Source organism: Nocardioides sp. P5_E3, assembly GCF_054049275.1.
On record NZ_JBFUMR010000025.1, the window covers coordinates 1 to 23,818 of the forward strand.

The 23,818-nt window shown below is 71.7% G+C and carries 22 protein-coding genes and 1 pseudogene; 15 read left to right on the forward strand and 8 right to left on the reverse strand.

Annotated features, from left to right (window positions below; translation table 11 throughout):
* The 7 genes and pseudogenes from ACXJKB_RS15930 to ACXJKB_RS15960 form a co-directional block, all read left to right on the forward strand.
* A pseudogene (locus tag ACXJKB_RS15930) lies at positions 1–402 on the forward strand (hypothetical protein); the annotation flags it as partial.
* Positions 403–630: 228 nt separating this feature from the next.
* Positions 631–1,689, forward strand: a complete 1,059-nt coding sequence (locus tag ACXJKB_RS15935; protein WP_457190028.1) for a hypothetical protein — start codon at positions 631–633, stop codon at positions 1,687–1,689.
* Between the two features lie 42 nt (positions 1,690–1,731).
* Complete coding sequence (gene ligD / locus ACXJKB_RS15940) at positions 1,732–2,706, forward strand: non-homologous end-joining DNA ligase (protein WP_457190030.1); 975 nt, start codon at positions 1,732–1,734, stop codon at positions 2,704–2,706.
* A 64-nt stretch (positions 2,707–2,770) separates the two neighbouring features.
* Positions 2,771–3,718, forward strand: coding sequence for a lipid kinase (locus tag ACXJKB_RS15945; protein ID WP_457190032.1), 948 nt, complete (start codon positions 2,771–2,773; stop codon positions 3,716–3,718).
* A 9-nt stretch (positions 3,719–3,727) separates the two neighbouring features.
* Positions 3,728–4,390: a ribulose-phosphate 3-epimerase gene (gene rpe, locus ACXJKB_RS15950; protein WP_457190034.1), complete on the forward strand. Its 663-nt coding sequence runs from the start codon at positions 3,728–3,730 to the stop codon at positions 4,388–4,390.
* A 44-nt stretch (positions 4,391–4,434) separates the two neighbouring features.
* Positions 4,435–4,800: a hypothetical protein gene (locus ACXJKB_RS15955; protein ID WP_457190156.1), complete on the forward strand. Its 366-nt coding sequence runs from the start codon at positions 4,435–4,437 to the stop codon at positions 4,798–4,800.
* Between the two features lie 23 nt (positions 4,801–4,823).
* The gene (locus tag ACXJKB_RS15960) at positions 4,824–5,288 is read left to right on the forward strand and encodes a DUF427 domain-containing protein (RefSeq protein ID WP_457190036.1); all 465 of its coding nucleotides are present in this window, start codon (positions 4,824–4,826) and stop codon (positions 5,286–5,288) included.
* Between the two features lie 20 nt (positions 5,289–5,308).
* Here the strand turns inward: ACXJKB_RS15960 and ACXJKB_RS15965 are convergent, their stop codons facing one another.
* The 3 genes from ACXJKB_RS15965 to ACXJKB_RS15975 form a co-directional block, all read right to left on the reverse strand.
* On the reverse strand, positions 5,309–5,677 hold the full coding sequence (locus ACXJKB_RS15965; RefSeq protein ID WP_457190038.1) for a hypothetical protein: 369 nt from the start codon (positions 5,675–5,677) through the stop codon (positions 5,309–5,311).
* 119 nt (positions 5,678–5,796) lie between these two features.
* Positions 5,797–6,024, reverse strand: coding sequence for a DUF5703 family protein (locus ACXJKB_RS15970; RefSeq protein ID WP_191195666.1), 228 nt, complete (start codon positions 6,022–6,024; stop codon positions 5,797–5,799).
* Positions 6,025–6,056: 32 nt separating this feature from the next.
* A complete protein-coding gene (locus ACXJKB_RS15975) occupies positions 6,057–7,004 on the reverse strand; it encodes an aldo/keto reductase (RefSeq protein WP_457190040.1) in 948 nt (315 codons plus the stop codon).
* 67 nt (positions 7,005–7,071) lie between these two features.
* Here ACXJKB_RS15975 and ACXJKB_RS15980 point away from each other — a divergent pair, with 67 nt between their 5' ends.
* Positions 7,072–7,893, forward strand: a complete 822-nt coding sequence (locus ACXJKB_RS15980; protein WP_457190158.1) for an undecaprenyl-diphosphate phosphatase — start codon at positions 7,072–7,074, stop codon at positions 7,891–7,893.
* Here the strand turns inward: ACXJKB_RS15980 and ACXJKB_RS15985 are convergent.
* Positions 7,859–9,106, reverse strand: coding sequence for an MFS transporter (locus ACXJKB_RS15985; protein WP_457190042.1), 1,248 nt, complete (start codon positions 9,104–9,106; stop codon positions 7,859–7,861). The genes ACXJKB_RS15980 and ACXJKB_RS15985 overlap by 35 nt on opposite strands.
* A complete protein-coding gene (gene corA, locus ACXJKB_RS15990) occupies positions 9,097–10,101 on the reverse strand; it encodes a magnesium/cobalt transporter CorA (RefSeq protein ID WP_457190044.1) in 1,005 nt (334 codons plus the stop codon). The genes ACXJKB_RS15985 and corA overlap by 10 nt, the downstream gene beginning before the upstream one ends.
* 33 nt (positions 10,102–10,134) lie before the next feature.
* Here corA and ACXJKB_RS15995 point away from each other — a divergent pair, with 33 nt between their 5' ends.
* The 4 genes from ACXJKB_RS15995 (at position 10,135) to mshC (ending at position 13,618) form a co-directional block, all read left to right on the forward strand.
* Entirely contained in the window at positions 10,135–10,857 is a 723-nt protein-coding gene (locus tag ACXJKB_RS15995; RefSeq protein ID WP_457190046.1) for a histidine phosphatase family protein, read from the forward strand.
* A 10-nt stretch (positions 10,858–10,867) separates the two neighbouring features.
* Positions 10,868–11,452: a DUF3090 domain-containing protein gene (locus ACXJKB_RS16000; RefSeq protein WP_300053277.1), complete on the forward strand. Its 585-nt coding sequence runs from the start codon at positions 10,868–10,870 to the stop codon at positions 11,450–11,452.
* Positions 11,442–12,224 (forward strand): SCO1664 family protein, encoded by a 783-nt coding sequence (locus ACXJKB_RS16005; protein ID WP_457190048.1) that lies wholly within the window; start codon positions 11,442–11,444, stop codon positions 12,222–12,224. Before ACXJKB_RS16000 ends, ACXJKB_RS16005 begins: the two co-directional genes overlap by 11 nt.
* Positions 12,225–12,379: 155 nt before the next feature.
* Positions 12,380–13,618: a cysteine--1-D-myo-inosityl 2-amino-2-deoxy-alpha-D-glucopyranoside ligase gene (mshC, locus tag ACXJKB_RS16010; protein WP_457190050.1), complete on the forward strand. Its 1,239-nt coding sequence runs from the start codon at positions 12,380–12,382 to the stop codon at positions 13,616–13,618.
* A gap of 114 nt (positions 13,619–13,732) precedes the next feature.
* On the opposite strand, the gene ACXJKB_RS16015 is transcribed toward mshC, so the two are convergent.
* The gene (locus tag ACXJKB_RS16015; protein WP_457190052.1) at positions 13,733–14,578 is read right to left on the reverse strand and encodes a PAC2 family protein; all 846 of its coding nucleotides are present in this window, start codon (positions 14,576–14,578) and stop codon (positions 13,733–13,735) included.
* Between the two features lie 207 nt (positions 14,579–14,785).
* Here ACXJKB_RS16015 and metH point away from each other — a divergent pair, with 207 nt between their 5' ends.
* A complete protein-coding gene (gene metH, locus ACXJKB_RS16020) occupies positions 14,786–18,499 on the forward strand; it encodes a methionine synthase (RefSeq protein ID WP_457190160.1) in 3,714 nt (1,237 codons plus the stop codon).
* A gap of 133 nt (positions 18,500–18,632) precedes the next feature.
* The gene (locus ACXJKB_RS16025; RefSeq protein WP_457190054.1) at positions 18,633–20,570 is read left to right on the forward strand and encodes a PAS domain S-box protein; all 1,938 of its coding nucleotides are present in this window, start codon (positions 18,633–18,635) and stop codon (positions 20,568–20,570) included.
* 12 nt (positions 20,571–20,582) lie between these two features.
* On the opposite strand, the gene ACXJKB_RS16030 is transcribed toward ACXJKB_RS16025, so the two are convergent.
* Entirely contained in the window at positions 20,583–22,004 is a 1,422-nt protein-coding gene (locus tag ACXJKB_RS16030; protein ID WP_457190056.1) for a GntP family permease, read from the reverse strand.
* A gap of 140 nt (positions 22,005–22,144) precedes the next feature.
* Between ACXJKB_RS16030 and ACXJKB_RS16035 the strand changes: the two genes are divergently transcribed.
* A complete protein-coding gene (locus ACXJKB_RS16035; protein WP_457190058.1) occupies positions 22,145–22,855 on the forward strand; it encodes an HAD family hydrolase in 711 nt (236 codons plus the stop codon).
* A 15-nt stretch (positions 22,856–22,870) separates the two neighbouring features.
* Here the strand turns inward: ACXJKB_RS16035 and ACXJKB_RS16040 are convergent, their stop codons facing one another.
* Entirely contained in the window at positions 22,871–23,791 is a 921-nt protein-coding gene (locus ACXJKB_RS16040; protein ID WP_457190060.1) for a RecB family exonuclease, read from the reverse strand.
* Positions 23,792–23,818: the final 27 nt, after the last annotated feature.

Genomic DNA, 23,818 nt, shown 5'->3' on the forward strand with positions numbered 1-23,818 from the left:
GCGCGTGCAACGCCGGAGGGCGCGGCGCAGGTGCTCGCCGGCGACGGCATGCGCCCCGCCTGGCTCCCCGGCACCTTCGACCGGGTGCTGGTCGACGCGCCGTGCTCGGGGCTCGGCGCGCTCCGACGACGTCCCGAGTCGCGCTGGCGTCGTACGCCCGAGGACGTCGAGGAGCTCGTCGGGATCCAGCATGTGCTGCTCGACTCGGCGCTGGAGTCGGTGCGACCGGGCGGCGTGGTGGTCTACGCGACCTGCTCGCCCGTGGTCGCGGAGACCAGCGACGTCGTGCGGGCCGTGCTGGCCCGCCGCGGCGACACCGACGAGGTGGAGCGCTTCCAGCTGTGGCCGCACCGCGACGGCACCGACGCGATGTTCGCGGCCACCCTGCGCCGACGGGCCTGACCCGGAGGGGACAACGTCGTCAGTCGTCCTGCAGGTGGCGGCAGACAGCGTGCGCCGGCCCCTCGGGGCTGGGATGTGCCGCCACCCTCAGGGCTCAGGTGGAGCGCATCGGCCACCAATTGGGGTGACTTCCGCGCCTGGGCGGTTCACATCCTTTGCTTTGACCAGCATGATGGACTCAGCTCGGCGCACCGGAGGGGTGTGCCGTGTCACGGGGAGCAGGAATCCATGCACGTGCGCAGCATCATGACGGCCCTGGCCGCCACGACCTTGACCCTGACCGTGGGCACGACCCTGGTCAGCAGTCCCGCCCACGCCGCGGGCGGCTCACGCACGCTGTCCGGGCCCGCCACCGGCGACTCCGACGTCTACCTCACCTATGTCGGGTGCGCCGACCTGCTCGCCAACGCGACCGCGCCCGCCTCACGCATCAACCTCGGTCCCTACGCCGCCCCGCTCGGCCGCCGGTCGCTGGGCCTCGTCCCGACCGCCGCCGGCAGCGCGGCCGGACCCTACGCCTCGTTCGACTCGCTCGCCGGGCTGGACTCGTCGGTCGCGGTCGCGGCCACCGGCGGCAGCTCGGGCGTCTCGTGGGTCATGGCCGTGAGCCGGCAGAGTCCCGCCGGCACCGCCTGGCGCGGGCGGGCGGCCGTGTCGGCCCCTGCCGGGTCCTGGACCACCGTGTCCTCCTCCGCACTCACCTACGACTGGGCGCTCGTCGACCTCTCTTCCGGCGCCACCGTCGACCGGGCCGGCTCAGCCACGCCGGCGCAGTTCGCCGCCGAGCACGGCGACGGCCCCGGCTTCGCGGTCACCGGCTTCGGTTGCGACGGCAAGGCCTTCAACCTCGACGCCGTCCGGGCCTCCGGCTCGACCTTCGACTTCGAGGGCGTCTCGCTGTCGACGAGCGTAGCGGCCGGCAGGCAGCAGGTGAAGCCCGACGAGGAGGTCGAGCTCACCGGACGCGTCACCGACGGGTCCGGACGCCTCACGGGCGACCCGCTCGTCCTGGAGTCCCGCTCGCCCGGTGGCCAGTGGGCCACGGTCGGCAAGCCCGTCCTCGCCTCGCGCGACGGCGTCGCGCGGGTCGTCGTACCCGTTGCGGAGACCACAGAGTTCCGCTGGCACCGTCCCGAGAGCCAGTACGCCGACGAGGGCTGGTCCGACGTCGTCACCGTGACCGTGGACAAGCCGCAGGAGACGCAGCCCGGCGACCAGCAGACCCAGCAGCAGGACGGGCAGCAGCAGCAGCCCGAGCAGCAGCCGTCGGAGACCTCCGGGCCGTAGTGACCCCCGCGACCGTCGGCGCCCGCGACTAGGCTCCTTGACATGGCGTCGCCGTTCACCGAGATCGAGGTCGACGACCGCGTCGTCAAGGTCACCAACCCCGACCGCGTCTACTTCCCTCCCACCGACGCGGCGCCGAGCGGCGCGACCAAGCTCGACCTCGTCGAGTACTACCTCGCCGTCGGCGACGGGATCGTGAACGCCCTCTTCGAGCGTCCGTGCATGCTGCACCGCTTCCCCAAGGGCCTGGCGGGCGACAAGGTGCACCAGAAGCGCCTGCCGGCCGGAGCACCCGAGTGGGTCGAGACCGTCCAGCTGTTCTTCCCCCGGTGGAAGCGCACCGCCGACGAGCTGTGCGTGACCGAGCTGGCGAGTGTCATCTGGGCGGTGCAGATGTCGACGGTCGAGTTCCACCCGTGGAACAGCCGGCGCTCCGACACCGAGAAGCCCGACGAGTGGCGCATCGACCTCGACCCGGGTCCCGGGTGCGACTGGGCCACCGTGCAGCGGGTCGCCCACATCGCCCACGAGGTGCTCGACGAGCTCGGTGCCGTCGGCTTCCCCAAGACCAGCGGCGGGTCGGGGATGCACGTCTACGTGCGGATCCCGCCCGACCACGGCTTCCAGGACGTACGCCGCGGCGCGCTGGCGTTCGCACGCGAGGTCGAGCGGCGGGCCGGGGGAGAGGTCACGACGGCGTGGTGGCGCAAGGACCGCGACCCCTCCCAGCTGTTCGTCGACTACAACCAGAACGCGCGCGACCACACGATCGCCGCCGCCTACTCGGTCCGGGGCGTGCCCGAGGCCCGGGTGTCGGCGCCGATCCGCTGGGACGAGGTCGACGACTGCGTGCCCGACGACTTCACCATCTTCACGATGCCCCAGCGGTTCGCGGAGATCGGCGACCTGCACGCCGGCATCGACGACAAGCCGTTCGACATCGCCCCGCTGCTCGAGTGGGCGGCCCGCGACGAGGACGAGGGCGCCGAGGCGCCGCCGGAGCCCGAGGAGTCCTAGGCGCCACAGTCCGCGCACAGGTCGTCCTCATCGTCCTCTCACGCACGCGCCCTAGCCTCGGGCCATGCAGCAGAACAGGTCGGCCCAGCCGCGCACCGGTCGGGTCGCAGTCGTCGTCAACACCGCAGCCCGCCGCGGGGCGCGAGCCCTCCCGCTCGTGGAGGCAGCAGCTCGCGGTGTGTCGGACGACGTGACGGTGCACCCCGTGCACGGCGGGCTCGAGCTCCTCGAGGCGCTGGCGGTCGCCGTCGAGTCCGAGCCCGACCTGCTCGTGGTCGGTGGGGGCGACGGCACGATCGGCTGCGCGGCCGCAATGGTCGCCCACTCCAGCACCGCGCTCGGCGTCCTGCCGCTCGGGACCGCCAACGACTTCGCCCGCACGCTCGGGGTCCCCGACGACCTGGCGGCGGCGGTCGACACACTGGTGCACGGCCACGTCGTCGACGTCGACCTCGGGCGGGTCGACGGGCGCGCCTACCTCAACGTGGCCTCGGTCGGTCTCTCCGTCGCCGTCACCCAGAGGCTGACCCCGGCGATGAAGCAGCGGCTCGGCCGCTTCGCCTACCCGGCGGCCACCCTGGCGGCGTACCGGTCCCACCGGCCGTTCGCCGCCCGCCTGGAGCTCGACGACGGCACCACCCTCGAGCTCGCCGACCTCATGCAGGTCGCCGTCGGCAACGGGCGGCACTACGGAGGCGGGCTCACCGTCGCGCCTCACGCCTCGATCGACGACCACCTCCTCGACGTGTACGCCGTCGAGCAGGGCCGGCTGCGCGACCACCTCTCGGTCGCGCGGCTGCTCCGGACCGGCCACCTCGTCGAGCACGACCGGGTGCACCACCTCACCACCCGGCGCCTGCGCCTGGTCACCGACGAGCCGCTCCCGGTCAACCTCGACGGCGAGATCGCGGCCACCACCACGGCGACGTTCGAGGTCGACCGCAACGCGCTCCACGTCGTCGTACCCGCCGGGAGCAGTGCCGCGCGTCTCGACGGTCCCGGGAGTCACTAGGCTCGCCCTGTGGGCATCCAGATCACACCGAGCATCCTCAACGCCGACCTGTCGCGCCTCGCCGACGAGGTGGCCCGGATCCCCAGTGCCGACTGGGTGCACGTGGACGTCATGGACAACCACTTCGTGCCCAACCTGACCCTCGGCCTGCCCGTCGTCGAGGCACTCAGCAAGCACGCCTCCCAACCCATCGACGCGCACCTGATGATCGAGGACGCCGACAGGTGGGCACCGTCCTACGCCGAGGCGGGGTGCGGGTCGGTCACGTTCCACGCCGAGGCGGCCAAGGCGCCGGTGCGGCTCGCCCGCGAGATCCGGTCGCAGGGCGCCCGCGCGTCGATGGCACTCAAGCCGGCGACGCCGATCGAGCCCTACGAGGCGCTGCTGCCCGAGCTCGACATGGTGCTCATCATGACCGTCGAGCCCGGCTTCGGCGGCCAGAAGTTCCTCGACCTGTGCCTGCCCAAGATCCGCACCGCCCGCGCGCTCATGCGCAAGCACGGCGTCGAGACCTGGCTGCAGGTCGACGGTGGCGTGTCGCTGGAGACGATCGAGCGGTGCGCCGAGGCCGGGGCCGACGTCTTCGTCGCGGGCTCGGCCGTCTACTCAGCCGACGACCCCGACGCGATGGTGGCCGAGCTGCGGGCGAAGGCGGCGGCGGCCGCGTCGTGAGTCGCCCGGCGACGGTCGACGACATCCACGCGACCGCGCGTGCGATGCCGCACGTGACCGTCGCACGCCCGGAGAAGTACCCCGTCTACCAGGTGGGCAGCAAGTCGTTCGTGTTCTTCCGGACCCCACGACCCGACGCCGTGGACCCCGAGACGGGGGAGCGCTACGACGACGTCGTGGTCATCTGGGTCGGCTCCGAGGGGGACAAGCAGGCGCTGCTGCAGGACGAGCGGCTGCCGTTCTTCACGACGCCGCACTTCGACGGTCACGCGTCGGTGCTGCTGCGCACCTCCCGGGTGGGGGAGATCGAGCGGGAGGAGCTCGTCGAGGTCATCGAGGAGGCCTGGCTCGCGCAGGCCTCGGACCGTCGCGGACGCGCCTGGCTCGCGTCGCGCGACCTCGAGCCGTAGGGACCGTTCCGTAGGTTGGGTGCATGACCGAGTCCGTGTGGGACTACCCCCGCCCGCCGCGGGTGGACCCGAGCAACGAGCACGTCGTGGTCACCCACGGTGGCCTCGTCGTCGCCGACACCACCGCGAGCGTGCGGGTGCTGGAGACCAGCCACCCGCCGACGTACTACCTGCCGGCAGCCGACTTCGCCGAGGGGGTGCTCCGCCCGGGGCAGGGCGCCTCGTGGTGCGAGTGGAAGGGGCAGGCGGCCTACTACGACCTCGTGGTCGGCGACGACGTGCTCCCGGCCGTGGCGTGGACCTACCCGACGCCCTCGAAGGGCTTCGAGTCGCTGGTCGGCCACGTCGCGCTCTACCCGGGCCGGGTCGACCGCTGCACCGTCGACGACGAGGTGGTCCAACCCCAGCCGGGCAGCTTCTACGGCGGCTGGATCACGTCGCGGGTCACCGGACCGTTCAAGGGTGGACCGGGCTCCAGCGGCTGGTAGCCGCCCGGCCCGGGCCCTGTTCAGTGCAGCCCGCGGTCGTTGACCTGCTGGCTGCGGAGGTGGGACCCGTGCCGCGCGTGGTCGTCCACCCGTCGCTGGTCGGCCACCAGTGTCTCGCCCTCGAGCTGGTCGGCGCGCGTCTGCACCCGCTCGAGGCGCGCGCTCCAGGTGTCGACGTCGCGTGCCACGTCGTCCAGGCGCGCCGCCGGCAGCACGATCGCGTCCCCCTCGCTCCGGATGCCCGGCTCGACCGACGCGAGCCCCTCCGCCTCGTACGCCGTCAGCGGCCGGGTCAGCCTGATCCGGACGGGATAGGTCTCCTGGTCGACGTCGGCCGGGTCCACCGCGAGCTCCACGATCCCGAGTGCCGGCCTGTGCCTGCGTGTCATCTGCGTCGTCCCCTCAACCGGGACCGGGGTGGCCCCGCTCCTTCGAGTCGAGCACCGTGGGGACGGCGGCGTCCATGGGGTCCGCACCCCATGCCGGTCGGAATGCCGGTCGAACGGGGTCAGCCGGCGAAGAGGGTCAGCCGCTGCCGGATGATCTTGCGGCGCAGCACCACGCGTCGCTTGCCGTCGTTGCCGATGCGGAGCCGGTCGAGCTCCCAGCCGCCGTGCTCGGCGCGCTCGACGAGCACGCGGGTGACGACGTTGCGGGAGAAGTCCTGGGGCAGCACGAGCGTCTCGAACTCCCACTCCACCCCGCGGCCCGGTGGGCGGCGCTGGATCCTGGCCATCGTCTCTCCCTCTCTCCTCGAAGGGGTGCGGTTCAGTCTGCCGACACGTCGTCGAGGGCGTCGACGATCTCCGGCGGCAGGGTCAGCTCCTCGATGCCGAGCGCTCCCTTGAGCTGCGCGGCCGTGCGGGCACCGACGATCGGGGCGGCGACCCCGGGCCGGTCGCGTACCCACACGAGCGAGACCTCCAGCGGCGACCAGCCGAGACCGTCGCCGGCGCGCGCGACGGCCTCCACGATCCCGCGGCCGCGCTCGTCGAGGTAGGCCCCGACGAACCCGGCGAAGTGCTCGGTGGCGGCGCGCGAGTCCGACGGGGTGCCGGTGCGGTACTTCCCGGTGAGCACGCCGCGGCCGAGGGGCGACCAGGGGAGGACCCCGAGCCCGAGGGCCTGAGCGGCCGGGACGATCTCGTGCTCGACGTGGCGGTTGAGGAGCGAGTACTCGACCTGGGTCGACGCCAGCGGCACCCGCCCGGGGACGGCCCGCTGCCAGGTCGCGGCCTGCGCGGTCTGCCATCCGGTGTAGTTGGAGACGCCGACGTAGGACGCGCGGCCCGAGGTGACGGCGAGGTCGAGGGCGCTGAGCGTCTCCTCGACCGGGGTCTCATCGGTCCACACGTGGACCTGCCAGAGGTCGACGTGGTCGACCCCGAGCCGCTTCAGCGAGGCGTCGAGGGTGGTCAGCAGGCTGCCGCGGGAGGTGTCGGTGACGCGTGCGCCCGTACGCCGGTGGATGCCGGCCTTGGTCGCGAGGACCACCTCGTCGCGGGCGACGACGTCGCCGATGAGCGTGCCGATCAGCTCCTCGCTCGCACCGTCGCCGTATCCGGCGGCGGTGTCGACGAGCGTGCCCCCGGCCTCGGCGAAGGCGATCAGCTGGTCGCGCGCCTCGTGCTCGTCGGTGTCACGGCCCCAGGTCATCGTGCCGAGGCCGAGCCGGGAGACCTTGAGCCCGGTCGCGCCGAGGGAACGCTGCTGCATGGTGGTGAGGGTAGCCACGGGTGGTGCGCGGACCGCACGGGACGCGCCCGTAGGCTCCCGCCCTGTGATCGATCTCCTCAAGGCAGTGGTCCTCGGCGTCATCCAGGGGCTGACCGAGTTCCTGCCGATCTCGAGCAGCGCGCACCTGCGGATCTTCCCCGAGCTGTTCGGCTGGGGGGACCCGGGGGCGGCGTTCACGGCCGTCATCCAGATCGGCACCGAGCTCGCCGTGCTGATCTACTTCCGCAAGGACATCTGGCGCATCGGCAGCGCGTGGGTGCGCTCGCTGTTCAAGGCGGAGTACCGCGGCACGATCGACGCGCGGATGGGCTGGTACATCATCATCGGCTCGCTGCCGATCGTGGTGCTCGGCGTGCTGCTCAAGGACGTCATCGAGCGCGACTTCCGCAACCTGTGGATCACCGGCACGACGCTGATCGTGATGGGCATCGTCCTCGGCATCGCCGACCGCGTCGGGCGCACCGACCGGACGCTGGGCAAGCTCACGCTGAGGGACGCGGTGCTGATGGGTCTCGCGCAGGCGCTCGCCCTGGTCCCCGGCGTCTCGCGCTCGGGCGCCACGATCTCCATGGGCCGCTTCCTCGGCTTCGACCGCGAGGCCGCGACCCGCTTCGCCTTCCTCCTCGCGATCCCCGCTGTCGTCGGTGCCGGGCTCTTCGAGCTCAAGGAGATCCCGCACGGTCACAACGACTTCGGGTGGGGTCCCACCATCACCGCCACGGTGGTCTCGTTCGTCGTCGGCTACGCCGCCATCGCCTGGCTGCTGCGCTACGTCAGCACGAACTCGTACACGCCCTTCGTGATCTACCGGATCCTGCTCGGCGCGGGCACGCTCATCCTGCTCGGAGCCGGCGTGCTGACCGCCTGAACGTGTCGGCCAGCAGCACCAGCGCCACGACCTGGGTGACGGCGACGACGGCCACGAGGGCCGGCAGCGAGCGGTCGTAGAGCCAGCCGGCGGTGACGCCGCCGACGATCGCGAAGAGTCCCTGGATCCCCGCGAAGACGCCGTAGGCCGTCGCGCGGCGCGGCGCGTCGACCAGGTCGGCGACCACCGCCTTGACCGTCGAGTCCTGGACGCCCTGGGCCGCGCCCCACGCGACGACGCCGCCCAGGACCGCCACCATGGCCGAGCCGAGGGCGAGGGCCGGCACCAGCGCCACCAGCACCGGCACGAGGAGCAGCACCCGCGGGCCGGTGCGGTCGTAGACCGAGCCGACGGCGAGCGCCGCGACCGCCTCGACGCCCATCGCCGCGGCGTACACCACGGGGACGGCCGCGACGGGCACCAGGTCGTCGACGGCGAGGTGGTAGCCGATGATCCCGAAGGTGACCAACGCACCCGTCGTCAGCGACGCGGCGAAGGCGTAGCGGAAGAAGTCGGCCGGCAGGCCCGACCCGACGGCGTCCGCCCACCAGCTGCGGCTCGGTGGCGGGTGCTCCTGGGCGGCAGGCGGGGGCGTGTCGTCGTACACGCTGGGGTCGGGGACGCGGCGGCGCAGGGTGAGCAGCAGGACCATCGCGACGGCGCCGGGGACGGCGAGCACGGCCATGCCCCACCAGAGGGACGCGACCGCGACGACCGCGGCCACCACGAGCGGTCCGGCGAACGCCCCCACCTGGTCGAGGGCCTTGTGCACCCCGAAGCCGCGCCCACGGCCGACGGCGGTCGCGACGTGGGCGAGCAGCGCCGACTTCGACGGCGACCGGACCGCCTTGCCGAGGCGCTCGAGCAGGATCATCGTGGAGGCGAAGGCCAGCCCGGCCGCGCCGAGCCGCGGCGCCAGCGCTATCAGCGGGACGCATACCGCGGTGAGTCCGTAGCCGACGATCGTCAGGGACCAGTAGCGGCCCGTCCGGTCGGCGATCGGGCCGAACGCCAGGCGCAGGACGAGCGCGATCGCCTCGCCGGCTCCCGTCACGAGCCCGACGACCAAAGCGGACGCACCGAGGGCTGCGAGGACGGGGCCGTAGACCGAGCGGGCGCCCTCGTAGACCATGTCGGCGGCCAGGCTGACGAAGCCGAACCACCAGACCACCCGCCACGCAGTGGGAGCGGTCGAGGTTCGGGTCACAGCCACCCGGACTTCTTGAACAGCGCGAACAACCCGGCGGCCACCCCGATCATGAGGACGATCGCGAAGGGGTAGCCGTAGGTCCAGTGCAGCTCGGGCATGTGGTCGAAGTTCATGCCGTAGATCCCGGCGATCAGGGTCGGCACCACCACGAGGGCGGCGCCGGCGGAGATCTTGCGCATGTCCTCGTTCTGCTGGACCGAGATGCGCGCCAGATGGCCGTCGAACGCGGTCGACAGCAGGACGTCGAGGCTGTCGATCACCTCCGAGACGCGCTGGAGGTGGTCGGCCACGTCGCGGAAGTAGGTCGCGGTCTCCGCCGTGATGGGGATGGGGGTGCGGATCGTCGGGACGGTGTCGGAGTGCAGGGAGAACTTCCGCATCGGCTCGCGCAGCGGCAGGACCGCGCGGCGGACCTCGGCGATCTCGCGCTTGAGGACGTAGATCCGGACGGAGTCGTCGGTGCGGCCGGGGGAGAACACCGACTCCTCCACCTCGTCCACGTCCTCCTCCAGCGCCGCCCCGACCTTCTCGTACTCGTCGACGACGCGGTCGCAGATGGCGTACATGACCCCCATCGGGCCGTGCTCCAGCACCTGCGCACGTTCCTCGAGGTCGTGGCGCGAGTCCGAGAGGTTGATGCCCTCCCCGTGGCGGACCGTCACGATGAAGTCGCGACCGACGAACATGTTGATCTCGCCGGTCTCCACCGCGTCCTCCTCGTCGACGTACCAGAGCGTCTTGAGCACGAGGAACAGCGTGTCGCCGTAGTGCTCGAGCTTGGGCCGCTGGTGGGAGTCGCCGGCGTCCTCGACGGCCAGCGGGTGCAGGTCGAAGGTGCGGGCGATCAGCTCGAGCTCGTCGGGGCTGGGGTCGTGGATGCCGATCCACTGGAAGTCACCCGGGTCGCACGGCACCCGTGCGTGCCCGAGGCTCTGGTCGTCCCCGTTGCCCAGTGGCACCCGCTTGCCCCGGTGGTAGAGGGCGTTGTCCACGATCACAAGGCCGAGGCTAGCCCCACTAACCTCTGGAGAATGCCCACCGTCATCCTTGTTCGACACGGCCGCTCGTCGGCCAACGCCACCGGAGTCCTCGCCGGCCGGCTGCCCGGCGTCCACCTCGACGACGCCGGGGTGAAGCAGGCGGTCGCGGTGGGGGAGCGGCTCGCAGGCGTACGACTCGCTGCCGCGGTCACCAGCCCCCTCGAGCGCTGCCGCGAGACGTGCCGCGAGATCACCACCCGGCAGCCCGAACCGCTGCGGGCCGGGAGCGACAAGCAGCTGTCGGAGTGCGACTACGGCGAGTGGCAGGGACGCCCGCTCAAGGACCTCGCCAAGGAGAAGCTCTGGAAGACCGTCCAGGCGCAGCCGTCGGCGGCCACCTTCCCCGGAGGGGAGTCGATGCGGGCGATGCAGGACCGCGCGGTGGCAGCCGTACGACGCCACGACGCGCGGGTGGCGGCCGAGCACGGCGACGACGCCGTGTGGCTCGCCGTCAGCCACGGCGACGTGATCAAGTCGATCCTCGCCGACGCGCTCGGCACCCACCTCGACCTGTTCCAGCGCATCCACGTCGACCCCGCGTCGGTGTCGATCGTGCGCTACACCGAGTCACGGCCGTTCGTGATCGGCACCAACACCCACGCCGGCGACCTCGCCTGGCTGACCCCGCCCAGGAAGCCCCGACGCACCACCCGCAGCCGGCGCGCGGACGCCGAGGTGGGTGGAGGCGCCGGACCCCAGACAGGCACGCCCTAGGGTGAGTGACATGCCCGTCGTGCACCGCTTCGACCCACCCGAGCGCTTCGTCGCCGGCACCGTTGGCGAGCCCGGCCAGCGCACGTTCTTCCTCCAGGCCCGCGAGGGCGCCCGGCTGGTCAGCGTCTCGCTCGAGAAGCAGCAGGTGCAGGCCCTCGCCGAGCGCATCGACGAGCTCCTCGACGAGCTGATGCAGGCCGCGGGCGGCGACGTGCTGATCCCGGCGATCGCGCCGCGCGACCTCACCGACACCCAGCCCCTCGAGCAGCCGATCGAGGAGGAGTTCCGCGCCGGGACGATGACCCTGTCGTGGGACGGCGCCGACGAGCGGGTGGTGATCGAGGTCTTCCCCTTCACCGAGGCCGCGGTCGTCTCGCCCGAGCAGCTGCAGGAGGACCTCGAGGACCTCCTCGAGCCCGAGCCCGACGAGATCTTCCTGGTCCGGCTCACCGCCGCCGCGGCGCGCTCGTTCGTGGAGCGGTCACTGTCCGTGATCGGCGCGGGGCGCCCCGACTGCCCCTTCTGCGGCGAGCCGATCGACCCGGACGGGCACCTCTGCGTCCGTGCCAACGGCTTCCGGCGCCGTGATCCCTGACAGCACCCTCCCGGCCGGTTTCCCCACCGGGGAGCTGACCCTGCACGGACGCGTGCTGCCGGCGTCCAACGCCACCTTCGTCGGCGAGGTCGGCGGCGTCCGGGTCGTCTACAAGCCGATCGCGGGGGAGCGGCCGCTGTGGGACTTCCCCCACGGCACGCTGGCCGCCCGCGAGGTGGGTGCGTACGCCGTCTCGGAGGCGCTCGGCTGGGACATCGTGCCGCCGACGGTCCTCGGCGACGGACCGCACGGCCCGGGCATGGTCCAGCTGTGGCGTGACGAGGTCGAGGACGCGGCACCCGTCGACATCGTCGGCGAGGGCGAGGTCCCGGCGGGCTTCCGCCACGTCTTCGACGGCCTCGACGCCCACGACCAGGCGGTGTCGCTGGTCCACGAGGACAGCGAGCCGCTGAGGCGGATGGCGCTCTTCGACGTCGTGGTCAACAACGCCGACCGCAAGGGCGGGCACGTCCTGCCCATGCCCGACGGCCACCGGCACGGCGTCGACCACGGGCTGACCTTCCACGTCGAGCACAAGCTCCGCACGGTGCTGTGGGGCTTCGTGGGCGACGCGATCAGCGCGGAGGAGGCCGACGGGCTGCGGGTGCTCGCGGCGGCGCTCGACGGTGAGCTGGGCGCGACGCTCTCCGGGATGCTGACCGACGACGAGGTCGAGACCACGAGGCGGCGGGTCGCCCGGCTGCTGGCGCGGGGGACGTTCCCCGGCCCGCGCTCGTCGTCGTACCCCGTCATCCCCTGGCCCCCCTTCTGAGACCGGCAGCTGTCGGCGAGGAACCAGCCGGCGGCGCGGCCGGGCCAGATCGAGTAGGCCCGCGCCTGAGGAACGAAGGCGCGACCAGGGGCGTATCGAGATCGAGACGGGAAGCGGCGGCCGGCGCCTCCCGGGCGGCGGATAGGCTGCGCGTCATGCGTGCCTGGTCGTCGCCCGACGTTCCCTCACTGCCCGTGACGGGCCCCGTCGTGCGGGTGCACGACACCGCGAGCGACGCCCTCGTCGAGACCCGGCCCGAGGGTCCGGCTCGGATGTACGTCTGCGGGATCACCCCCTACGACGCCACCCACATGGGGCACGCCGCGACCTACGTCGGCTTCGACCTGCTCAACCGCGCCTGGCGCAACGCCGGCCACGAGGTGACCTACGTCCAGAACGTGACCGACGTCGACGACCCGCTGCTGGAGCGCGCCAGCAAGGTCAACGTCGACTGGGCCGAGCTCGCCCAGCGCGAGACCCAGCTCTTCCGCGAGGACATGGAGGCGCTGAGGGTCCTGCCGCCCGCGCACTACACCGGGGCGGTCGAGTCCATCCCGCAGGTGATCGAGCTGATCCAGCGACTCGACGAGGCCGGTTCGGTCTACCGCGTCGACGACGACCTCTACTTCTCGGTGACCGCCGACGACACCTTCGGCGCGGTGTCCGGGCTGGACCGCGACACGATGCTCGAGATCTTCCCCGAGCGCGGCGGCGACCCCGACCGTGAGGGCAAGAAGGACCCGCTCGACTGCCTGCTGTGGCGTGCCGAGCGACCGGGCGAGCCGGCGTGGGACAGCCCGTGGGGCCCCGGCCGGCCCGGCTGGCACGTCGAGTGCTCCGCGATCGCGCTGGACCACCTCGGGTCCACGTTCGACGTGCAGGGTGGCGGCAGCGACCTCGTCTTCCCGCACCACGAGATGTCGGCCGGTCACGCGCAGGTCGCCCACCCGGGCGAGCGGTTCGCGCGCACCTACGCCCACGCCGGGATGGTCGCCTACGACGGCGAGAAGATGTCGAAGTCCAAGGGCAACCTCGTCTTCGTCTCCGCGCTGCGGATGAGCGAGGTCGACCCGATGGCGATCCGGCTGGTGCTGCTGCGCCACCACTATCGCAGCGACTGGGAGTGGACCGACGACCAGCTCTGGGACGCCGTCGACACCCTCGCCACCTGGCGTCGCGCCCTCGCGCTCGGCAACGGTGCGCCCGCCCTCCCGTACGTCGAGCGGGTGCTGGCCGCGCTGGCCGACGACCTCGACGCCCCGACGGCCGTCGCCGCGATCCAGGAGTGGGTCGAGGCGACCCTCGGCACGACCGGCCTCGCCGACACCTCCGACCCGGAGGCCGCGGCGACCATCCACCGGCTCCTCGACGCCGCCCTCGGCCTCTCGCTCTGACGTACCCCCTCCTCGCCGCCCGAGCGGTGCGTGAGGCAGGTTCTTGGGCGGCAGAAGGTGTCTCACTCACCGCTGCCCGGCGTGTCGGCGTACGACGCGCAGACGCGCGGACCCTCAGTCGGTGTCGCGGCGCTTGAGGTAGCGCTCGAACTCGCGGGCGATGGCCTCGCCGGAGGCCTCGGGGAGCTCGGCGGTGTCGCGGGTCTCCTCGAGGGCGCGGACGTAGTCGGCGACGTCCTCGTCCTCGGCGGCGAGCTCGTCCACGCCGCGCTCCCAGGCCCTGGCGTCATCGGCGAGGTCGCCGATCGGCATGGGGGCCTGGAGCAGCTCCTCGAGCTGGCCGAGGAGGGCGAGCGTCGCCTTGGGGCATGGCGGCTGGGCGACGTAGTGGGGGACCGCCGCCCAGTAGGAGACGGCCGGGATGTCGAGCTGGGCGCACGCGTCGTTGAAGACGCCGAGGATGCCGGTGGGCCCCTCGTAGGTCGACTGCTCGAGGACGAGGCGGTCGACGAGCTCGGGCTCGGTCGCGGTGCCGGTGACCGGGATGGGGCGGGTGTGCGGCGTGTCGGCGAGGAGGGCACCCATCGTGATCACGAGCTCGGCGCCGAGGTCGTCGCAGGCGGCGAGGAGCTCGGCGCAGAACTGGCGCCACTTCATGTTGGGCTCGATGCCGCGTACCAGGATGACGTCGCGGTCGAGTTCCGCCGGGCGCGCGACGGCAATGCGCGTGGTTGGCCAGGTGAGCCGTCGGTAGCCGTTGACGTCGGTTCCGATGATCGGCCGGTTGACCTGGAAGTCGTAGAACTCCTCGGGGTCGATCGCGCCGATGACCTCGGCCTTCCACTGCTCGATGAGGTGGTCCACCAGACCAGACGCCGCGTCGGCGGCGTCGTTCCAGCCCTCGAAGGCGGCGATCACCACCGGGGAGACCAGATCCTGCACGTCGTCGAACTCGATCACCTGCCCAGCCTAGGGCGCCGCGCCCAGCAGCCCGTGGTGATTTCACCGGCCGACGCGCCGGGTGCCACCATGTGGGAAGCCTGTCCGAGTGTCGGACGACGTTCCTAGGCTGGCCGTACCGCCGCCCGAGAGGAGCCACCACCAGTGGAGCCGCAGCACCGCCCTGATGCCACCGCCGCCCTGACGGCGATCCTGAGCGAGCGGATCATGGTGCTGGACGGTGCGATGGGTACGGCGATCCAGCGCGACCGTCCTGACGAGGCGGGCTACCGCGGTGAGCGCTTCGCCGACCACCCGAGCGACCTCATCGGCAACAACGACCTGCTCACGCTGACGCAGCCCGACCTGATCCGGGCGATCCACGAGGACTACCTCGCCGCCGGTGCGGACATCATCGAGACCAACACGTTCAATGCCAACGCGATCTCGCTGTCCGACTACGGCCTCGAGGAGCTCGACTACGAGCTCAACCACCAGTCGGCCACGCTGGCCCGCCAGGCCGCCGACGCGGCCGCGACGGACGATCGCCCGCGCTGGGTGGCCGGCGCCCTCGGCCCGACGACCCGGACGGCCTCCATCTCGCCCGACGTGAACGACCCGGGCGCGCGCAACGTGTCGTTCGACCAGCTCGCCGACGCCTACCTCGTCGCCGCACGCGGTCTCGTCGACGGCGGCGCCGACCTGCTGATGATCGAGACGATCTTCGACACCCTCAACGCCAAGGCGGCGATCTTCGCCGTGGAGACGCTGTTCGAGGAGCAGGGTCGCCGCTGGCCGGTCATCGTCTCCGGCACGATCACCGACGCGTCCGGTCGTACGCTCTCGGGCCAGGTCACCGAGGCGTTCTGGGACTCGATCCGCCACGCCCGCCCGCTGGCCGTCGGCCTCAACTGCGCCCTCGGCGCCCGCGACATGCGCCCCTACGTCGCCGAGCTGTCGCGGCTCGCCGACTCGTTCGTCAGCGTCTACCCCAACGCCGGCCTGCCCAACGCCTTCGGCGAGTACGACGAGACGCCCGACCAGACGGCCGCGGTCCTCGCGGAGTTCGCCGACGCAGGCTTCCTCAACCTCGTCGGCGGGTGCTGCGGCACCACGCCCGGCCACATCGCCGCCATCGCCGGCGCGGTCGAGGGCAAGGACCGTCGCGAGCCCGTGACCATCGAGCCGGTGATGCGACTGTCCGGTCTCGAGCCGCTGACCATCACCGAGGACAGCCTCTTCGTCAATGTCGGCGAGCGCACCAACATCACCGGCTCCGCCCGCTTCCGCAAGCTGATCAAGGACGGCGACTACGACGCCGCCCTCGCCGTGGCTGCGCAGCAGGTCGAGTCGGGCGCACAGGTCATCGACGTCAACATGGACGAGGGGATGATCGACGGGGTCGCGGCCATGGACCGCTTCCTCAAGCTCATCGCGGCCGAGCCCGACATCAGCCGCGTGCCGGTGATGGTCGACTCCTCCAAGTGGCAGGTCATCGAGGCCGGCCTCAAGTGCGTGCAGGGCAAGGCGATCGTCAACTCGATCTCCATGAAGGAGGGCGAGGAGCCGTTCCGCGCGCACGCCCGGCTGTGCCGCAAGTACGGCGCCGCTGTCGTCGTGATGGCGTTCGACGAGGACGGCCAGGCCGACAACCTCGACCGGCGCAAGGCCATCTGCGAGCGGGCCTACCGGATCCTCGTCGACGAGGTCGGCTTCCCGCCCGAGGACATCATCTTCGACCCCAACGTCTTCGCCGTCGCCACCGGCATCGAGGAGCACGCCACCTACGGCGAGGACTTCATCGAGGCCACCCGCTGGATCAAGCAGAACCTCCCCGGCGCGAAGGTCAGCGGCGGCATCTCCAACGTCTCGTTCTCCTTCCGGGGCAACAACCCGGTCCGTGAGGCGATCCACGCCGTCTTCCTCTTCCACGCCATCCGCGCGGGTCTCGACATGGGCATCGTCAACGCCGGCGCGCTCGTCGTCTACGACGAGGTCGACGCCGAGCTGCGCGAGCGCATCGAGGACGTCGTCCTCAACCGCCGTGCCGACGCCGCCGAGCGGCTCCTCGAGATCGCCGAGCGCTTCAACATCGCCGCCGGCGCCGAGGAGGAGGTGCAGGACGAGTGGCGCAGCCTGCCGCTGCGCGAGCGGATCGCCCACGCGCTGGTCAAGGGGATCGACGCCCACGTCGAGGACGACACCGAGGCTCTCCGCGCGGAGATCGCGGCGGCCGGCGGTCGTCCGATCGAGGTCATCGAAGGTCCGCTGATGGACGGGATGAACGTCGTCGGCGACCTCTTCGGCGCTGGCAGGATGTTCCTCCCGCAGGTCGTCAAGAGCGCCCGCGTCATGAAGAAGGCCGTGGCCTACCTGATCCCCTTCATCGAGGAGGAGAAGGCCAAGGACCCCGCCCTCGCGGCCCAGAAGGACACCAACGGCACGATCGTCATGGCGACGGTCAAGGGCGACGTCCACGACATCGGCAAGAACATCGTCGGCGTCGTCCTGCAGTGCAACAACTACGAGGTGATCGACCTCGGTGTCATGGTCCCGGCCCAGAAGATCCTCGACGCGGCGCAGGAGAACGGCGCCGACATCATCGGCCTGTCCGGCCTGATCACGCCGTCCCTGGACGAGATGGTCAACTTCGCCTCGGAGATGCAGCGGCTCGGCCTCGAGATCCCCCTCCTCATCGGCGGTGCGACCACCTCGCGCGCCCACACCGCGGTCAAGATCGACCAGAAGTACGACGGCCCCGTGGTGTGGGTCAAGGACGCGTCCCGGTCGGTGCCCACCGCAGCGGCGCTGCTCAGCCCGACCGGTCGCGCAAAGCTCATGAGCGACGTCAAGGCCGACTTCGACTCCCTGCGCACGCGCCACTCGGCCAAGAACGACCGGCCGATGGTGACGCTGGAGCACGCCCGTGCCAACGCGACCCAGGTCGACTGGTCGGGCTACCGCCCGCCCAAGCCCCACATGCTGCTCCAGCAGGACCGCGCGGTCTCGCCGCTCACCGGCGTGCGCGCGAGCCAGCACGTACGGGTGCTCCGTGACCAGGACCTGGCGACCCTGCGGCGTTACATCGACTGGCAGCCGTTCTTCAACGCCTGGGAGATGAAGGGCGCGTTCCCCGACATCCTCAACAACCCCAGCTCCGGACCTGCGGCCCGCAAGCTCTACGACGACGCGCAGGCGATGCTCGACCAGATGATCGAGGAGAAGTGGATCCGCGCGCACGGCGTGGTCGGCTTCTTCCCGGCCAGCTCGGTGGGCGACGACGTGGAGCTCTACCTCGACGACGAGCGCAGCGAGGTGCACGCCACCCTGCGCCACCTCCGCCAGCAGGGCCAGCACCGCGACGGGGTGCCGAACCGGTCGATCGCCGACTACGTCGCCCCCAAGGAGACCGGCCTGCGCGACCACGTCGGAGCCTTCGCGGTGACCGCCGGTGACGGGCTCTCCGACCGGGTGGCGGCCTTCCGCGCCGACCTCGACGACTACAACGCCATCCTGCTCGAGTCGCTCGGTGACCGGCTCGCCGAGGCATTCGCCGAGCGGCTCCACGAGCGGGTGCGCAAGGAGCTGTGGGGCTACGCGCCCGACGAGCACCTCGACAACGTCGGGCTCATCAAGGAGCAGTACGACGGCATCCGGCCGGCGCCGGGCTATCCCGCGTGCCCCGAGCACACCGAGAAGCAGACGCTGTGGGAGCTCCTCGACGTCGAGGAGCACACCGGCATCAAGCTCACCGAGTCGATGGCGATGTGGCCGGGTGCGTCGGTCAGCGGCTTCTACTACTCCCACCCGCAGGCCCAGTACTTCGTGGTGGGGCGGCTGGCGCGCGACCAGGTCGCCGACTACGCCGAGCGCAAGGGCTGGACGCTTGCCGAGGCCGAGCGGTGGCTCTCGCCCAACCTCGGCTACGACCCCGAGGACTGACCGGGCCGGCGTCATCCCGCCCTCGGCCATGCATGTGGGAGGGCGATCTCGGGAACGGGACCCAGGGGCGACCTGCCACGCACGGCGGCGGGTCGCTCGACAGTGGACGGGGTAGCAGATGGAGGAACACCGAGTGAGTGAGGCCGGCAAGGTCTCGGTGGTGCTCGTCGACGACTCCGTCGACGTGCGGACCCTGGTGCGCATGCGGCTCGAGTCCTCGGGGCTGTTCGACGTCAAGGGCGAGGCCGCGGACGGCGAGCAGGCCATCGCGCTCGTGATCCGGGACGAGCCGACGCTCGTGCTCCTCGACGTCTCCATGCCCAGGATGGACGGTCTCGAGACCCTGCCGTCGATCCTCGCGGTGCGGCCCGAGACCGCCGTGGTGATGTTCAGCGGCTTCGGTGGCACCCACCTCGCCGCGGAGGTCCGGGAGCTGGGCGCGATCGACTTCATCGAGAAGTCCATCCCGCTGGAACAGCTCCCCGAGCGCCTCCTGCAGAGCCTGCAGGTCACGAGCCCGGAGCCCGTCACGCGTCCACCGCCGCCGTCGCCGTCGCCCACCGACGCTCCTGCCGAGCTGCTCGGGGTGGATGCGGACGCCACCCGGCTCGAGCAGGAGATCCTGGACGAGCACCTCGAGGGCTTCCGCGCGCTCTTCGACCGGGCCGCGATCGGCATGGCGACCATGACCGTGCACGCCACGATCGTGCGGGCCAACGACGCGCTCGCCGACCTCATGTCGTGCGAGCCGAGGGAGCTGGTCGGGGTCGACTACGGCCGCCTGACCGGTGGGCTGGGCGACGTCCTGGACCACCGCCTCGAGACACTGCGGACCTCGCAGGAGAACGTCGCCACGTTCGAGCACCGCATCCCCGGACCGCCGGGAGCGACGGACGTCCGCACCGCCCTCGTGACGCTCGTCCCGATCCGGGACTCGGTCGGCCAGATGCTCTACGTGTTCGCGCAGGTGCAGGACATCAGCGCCCAGCGCACCGTCGAGGACGAGCTGCACCGCACCGAGGAGAAGTTCCGGTTCCTGGTTGCCGCGGTCGAGGAGTACGCCGTGTTCATGCTCGACACCCGAGGACGGGTGATGAGCTGGAACGCAGGCGCGCGCCGGATCAAGGGCTACCGCGCCCACGAGATCATCGGGAGCGACTTCCGGGTCTTCTACCCCGAGGAGCAGCAGCTGACGGGGCACCCGCAGCACAACCTCGAGGCAGCGCTGCGCGACGGGTCGTTCGCCGAGGAGGGCTGGCGCGTGCGCCAGGACGGCACCCGGTTCTGGGCCAGCGTCGTCATCAGCCCGGTCCACGACGACCGGGGCCTGCACATCGGGTTCGCGAAGGTCACCCGCGACCAGACCGAGCAACGACAGAACGCCGACGACCGGGTGGAGGCCATGGCCGAGCAGGCGCGCCTGCTCGCCGTCACGGCCCACGAGCTGCGGAACCCCACGGCCGTCATCGACGGCAGCGCCCATGCCCTCCAGGTGTCGGAGGGCCAGATGTCGCCCGGCGAGCGCGACCAGCTCTTCCGCGGCATCCGGAGCAGTGCGGAGCGACTGCGCCGGCTCGCCGCCGACCTCACCGCTGCCTCCCAGCTGCAGGGCTCTGGGATGGAGTTCCGGAGGCAGAGCGTGTCGCTCCCGGACCTGGTCCGGGGCGCCGCAGCCCGCCGGGAGGCCGCCAGTCCCACCGCCCACGTCGGGGTCGACGTGCCTGACGGCACCGTCCTCCAGGCCGACGAGGTGCGCCTCGCCCAGGCGATCGACAACCTGCTGGACAACGCCATCCGCCACGGCGCCCCGCCCTACGCGATGGGCGCGCAGGTGCGTGGCGACCACGTCGAGCTCCGGGTCACGGACGCGGGCCTTGGCGTTCCTGACGAGCTGGTCTCCCGCCTGTTCGACCGCTTCGCCGCGGCCGGAGCCACCAGCGGGACCGGCCTGGGCCTGTACCTCGTGCGAGAGATCGCGAGGGGCCACGGCGGCGAGGTCGTCTACCAGCCGCCGGTCCGCGACAGCCCGACGACGTTCCTCATCCGGGTGCCCGTGGCCGCGAACGCCTGACGGGCGTCCGGGTCACAGGACGACGGCCGCCAGCATCACGAGCGGCAGCGAGACCACCGAGGCGACCGAGGTCACGAGCGTCAGGGTCTTGAGCGTGCCCTTGGTCGACAGGCCCAGCAGCGACTTGAACATCCAGAAGAAGTTGCTGTTGACCTGCAGGGCGAACATCGCGCCCGACGCGATGGCGAGGCCGACGGCGATGGGGGAGATGGCCAGCGAGTCGAGGATCGGGGCGATGATGCCGGCCGCGGTGATCGCTGCCACCGACACGGAGCCGATCGCCAGGTGCAGGACCGCGGCGATGAACCACGCCAGCAGGATGCTCAGCACGACGGGAGCGCCCTCGTCGGCCTGGAACAGGTCGCCCAGCACGCTGTCGAGCCCGGTCGCCTCGATGACCGCGCCGAGCGAGCCGCCCACACCGGTGATGAGCAGGATCTCGCCGGTCGTGTGGAACCCGTCCTCCATCGCCTCGTTGGTGTGCTCGCGGCCCGACGAGGCGCGCGAGAGGAAGTAGGCCCCGAGGAGACCGATGAAGAGCGCGATGTTGGCGTCGCCGAGGAAGGCGATGAAGGCGTTGGACCAGCCGCCGAGCTCGGCGAACGCACCGAAGGCGATGAGCAGCAGCGGCACCAGGATCGGCAGCATCAGGACCACGAGCGGGAGCTGGCGTACGCCCTCCTGCTCCCGCGCGGCGGTCGCCTCCGCCTCGCTGCTGGCCACCGCCTCCTGCGAGGAGTCCGCCTCGCCCGTCAGGTAGGCACGATCGGCCGCCTCCTGCTCGGCCATCGCCTCGTCGACCTCCTCGTCCGTCTCCGGGTTCCAGAAGCCGCCGGCCGAGAACAGCAGGCGCATCAGCAACGTGGAGACGAGGGCTGTGATCAGACCGATCACGACGCCGTAGATGAGCCAGTCACCGAGTCGGATGTCGAGCAGGCCGGCGATCGAGATCGCGGCGAGGCCGGGGATGACGAAGACGTAACCGGCGAAGATGCCGCAGCCCAGCGCGGAGGCGAGGACGGGGAGCCCGACCTTGCCGATGAACGGGGACGCCGACCGGGCGACGGGTGCGGCGAGGACGACCTGCACGTCCACGTAGATCGACGGCATCACCACCGCCAGCATCGACGTCAGGGCGTACGGCAGCCGCGCCGAGCCGACCCGCTGCACCAGGAGCGCGACCAGGCGACGGAACGCGCCCGTGGAGTGCAGCAGCGAGCCGATCAGCACACCGAAGCCGATCAGCAGGCCGACCTCCGCCATGATCCCGCCGAAGCCCGTGGTGATCGCCTCGATGGTGCCGGCGAAGCCGACACCGCTGGCCAGTCCGAGGTACAGGGATCCGAGGATCAGCGAGATCACCGGGTCGATGCGGACCTTGATGATGAGTGCGATGACCAGCACGATCGCGATCGTGGTGTGCAGGGCGACCATGGGCTCTCCAGAGAAGTCGTCGTCCCCGAGAGGCTCCCGAGTGGCCTCCTGTCTACCCGTGCCGGGCGGGGATTGACCACCCGGTGTCGAGTGCTGGGCGCCGTCGGGTGGCACCGCCGGCGCTGGATAGGGTCGGGCGCGTGACATCACACCGCAGCCGGGTCGGCGAGGTCGCTGGCGCTCCCACGCCCCTACCGGCCGCGGTGCTCTGGGACATGGACGGCACGCTCGTCGACACCGAGCCCTACTGGATCGCCACCGAGTACGCGATGGCGGAGAAGTACGGCGGCTCCTGGTCGGAGGAGCACGCGATGAACCTCGTCGGCAACGCGCTGCTCGAGTCCGGCGACTACATCCGCGTGCACATGGGGATCGACCGCACGCCGCAGCAGATCGTCGACGAGCTGCTCGACGGCGTCGTCGCGCGGGTCGAGGTGGAGGTGCCGTGGCGACCCGGGGCGCGCGAGCTCCTCACCGACCTGCACCGGCAGGGCGTGCCCTGCGCCCTCGTCACCATGTCGTGGCAGCGGTTCGTCGACCCGATCCTCGCCCGGCTCCCCGACGACGCCTTCGCGACGGTCGTGACCGGGGACCGCGTCGAATTCGGCAAGCCGCACCCCGAGCCCTACCTCACCGCGGCCGCCGAGCTGGGCGTCCACCCGGGGCAGTGCCTGGCGATCGAGGATTCCAACACCGGCGCCAAGTCGGCCGTCGCTGCCGGGTGCACCGTGCTGTGCGTGCCTCACCACGTGCCGATCCTCGAGGGGGAGGGGCGCGTCTTCGTCGACACCCTCGACGGCCTCGACGCGGCGTCGCTGGGCCGGCTGCTGCCGCCCTCGCTGCCCGCCTAGGGGTAGCCGCCGAGCTCAGTCCGCGGACTCGTCGGTCGACGCGTCCGACGCCGGGGCCCTAGCGGCCTCGGGCAGCGGCGGGATCGTGCCGCCCTTGGTCGGGCAGAACTCGTGGAACGAGCACCAGTCGCAGAGGCGGGACGGGCTCGGGCGCCAGTCGCCGGTCTCCTGGGCGAGCCGGATGGCGCGCCACACCGCCTCGACCTTGCGCTCGGTGGCGCGGAGATCGTCCTCGTCGGGCTCGTAGCGCAGGATCTCGCCGTTGCCGAGGTAGACCAGCTGCAGCACCGACGGCACGACGCCGCGCAGCCGCCAGAGGACGAGCGCGTAGAACTTCATCTGGAACAACGCCTTGGCTTCGTAGCCCTCGCTGGGGGCCTTGCCAGACTTATAGTCGACCACCCTGATCCGGCCGTCCGGCGCCACGTCGACCCGGTCCACGAACCCGCGCAGCAGCAGCTTGGAGTCGAGCAGCGCCTCGACGTAGAGCTCGCGCTCGGCCGGCTCGAGGCGGCGCGGGTCCTCGAGGTCGAAGTAGCGGTCGAGCACGGTGCGGCAGGAGGTGAGCCACGCGGCGAGGTCGGGGCCTTCACCGCCGAACATCTCGGCCAGTCCGGGATCTGCCTCGAGCAGCAGCTCCCAGGTGGGCACGAGCATGTCGCCGGCGCGTTCGGGCGTGCGCTCCGCCGCCGGTGCGTCGAAGAGGTCCTCGAGGACCTTGTGCACGACGGTGCCGCGGACGGCGTCGGGGGACGGCGGCTCGGGCAGCCGATCGATGGTGCGGAAGCGGTACATCAGGGGGCAGGCCATGAAGTCGCCCGCCCGGCTGGGCGAGATCGCCCCGAGCACGTCGACCCCGTCGACGGGCGTCGAGATCCGCTCGGCGGGGGACTCAGGCGCTGTCGTGGTGGCAGGAGCCGGGAGGGGGATCGACATGACGCGGCTCAGCCTAGGCGCGGCCAC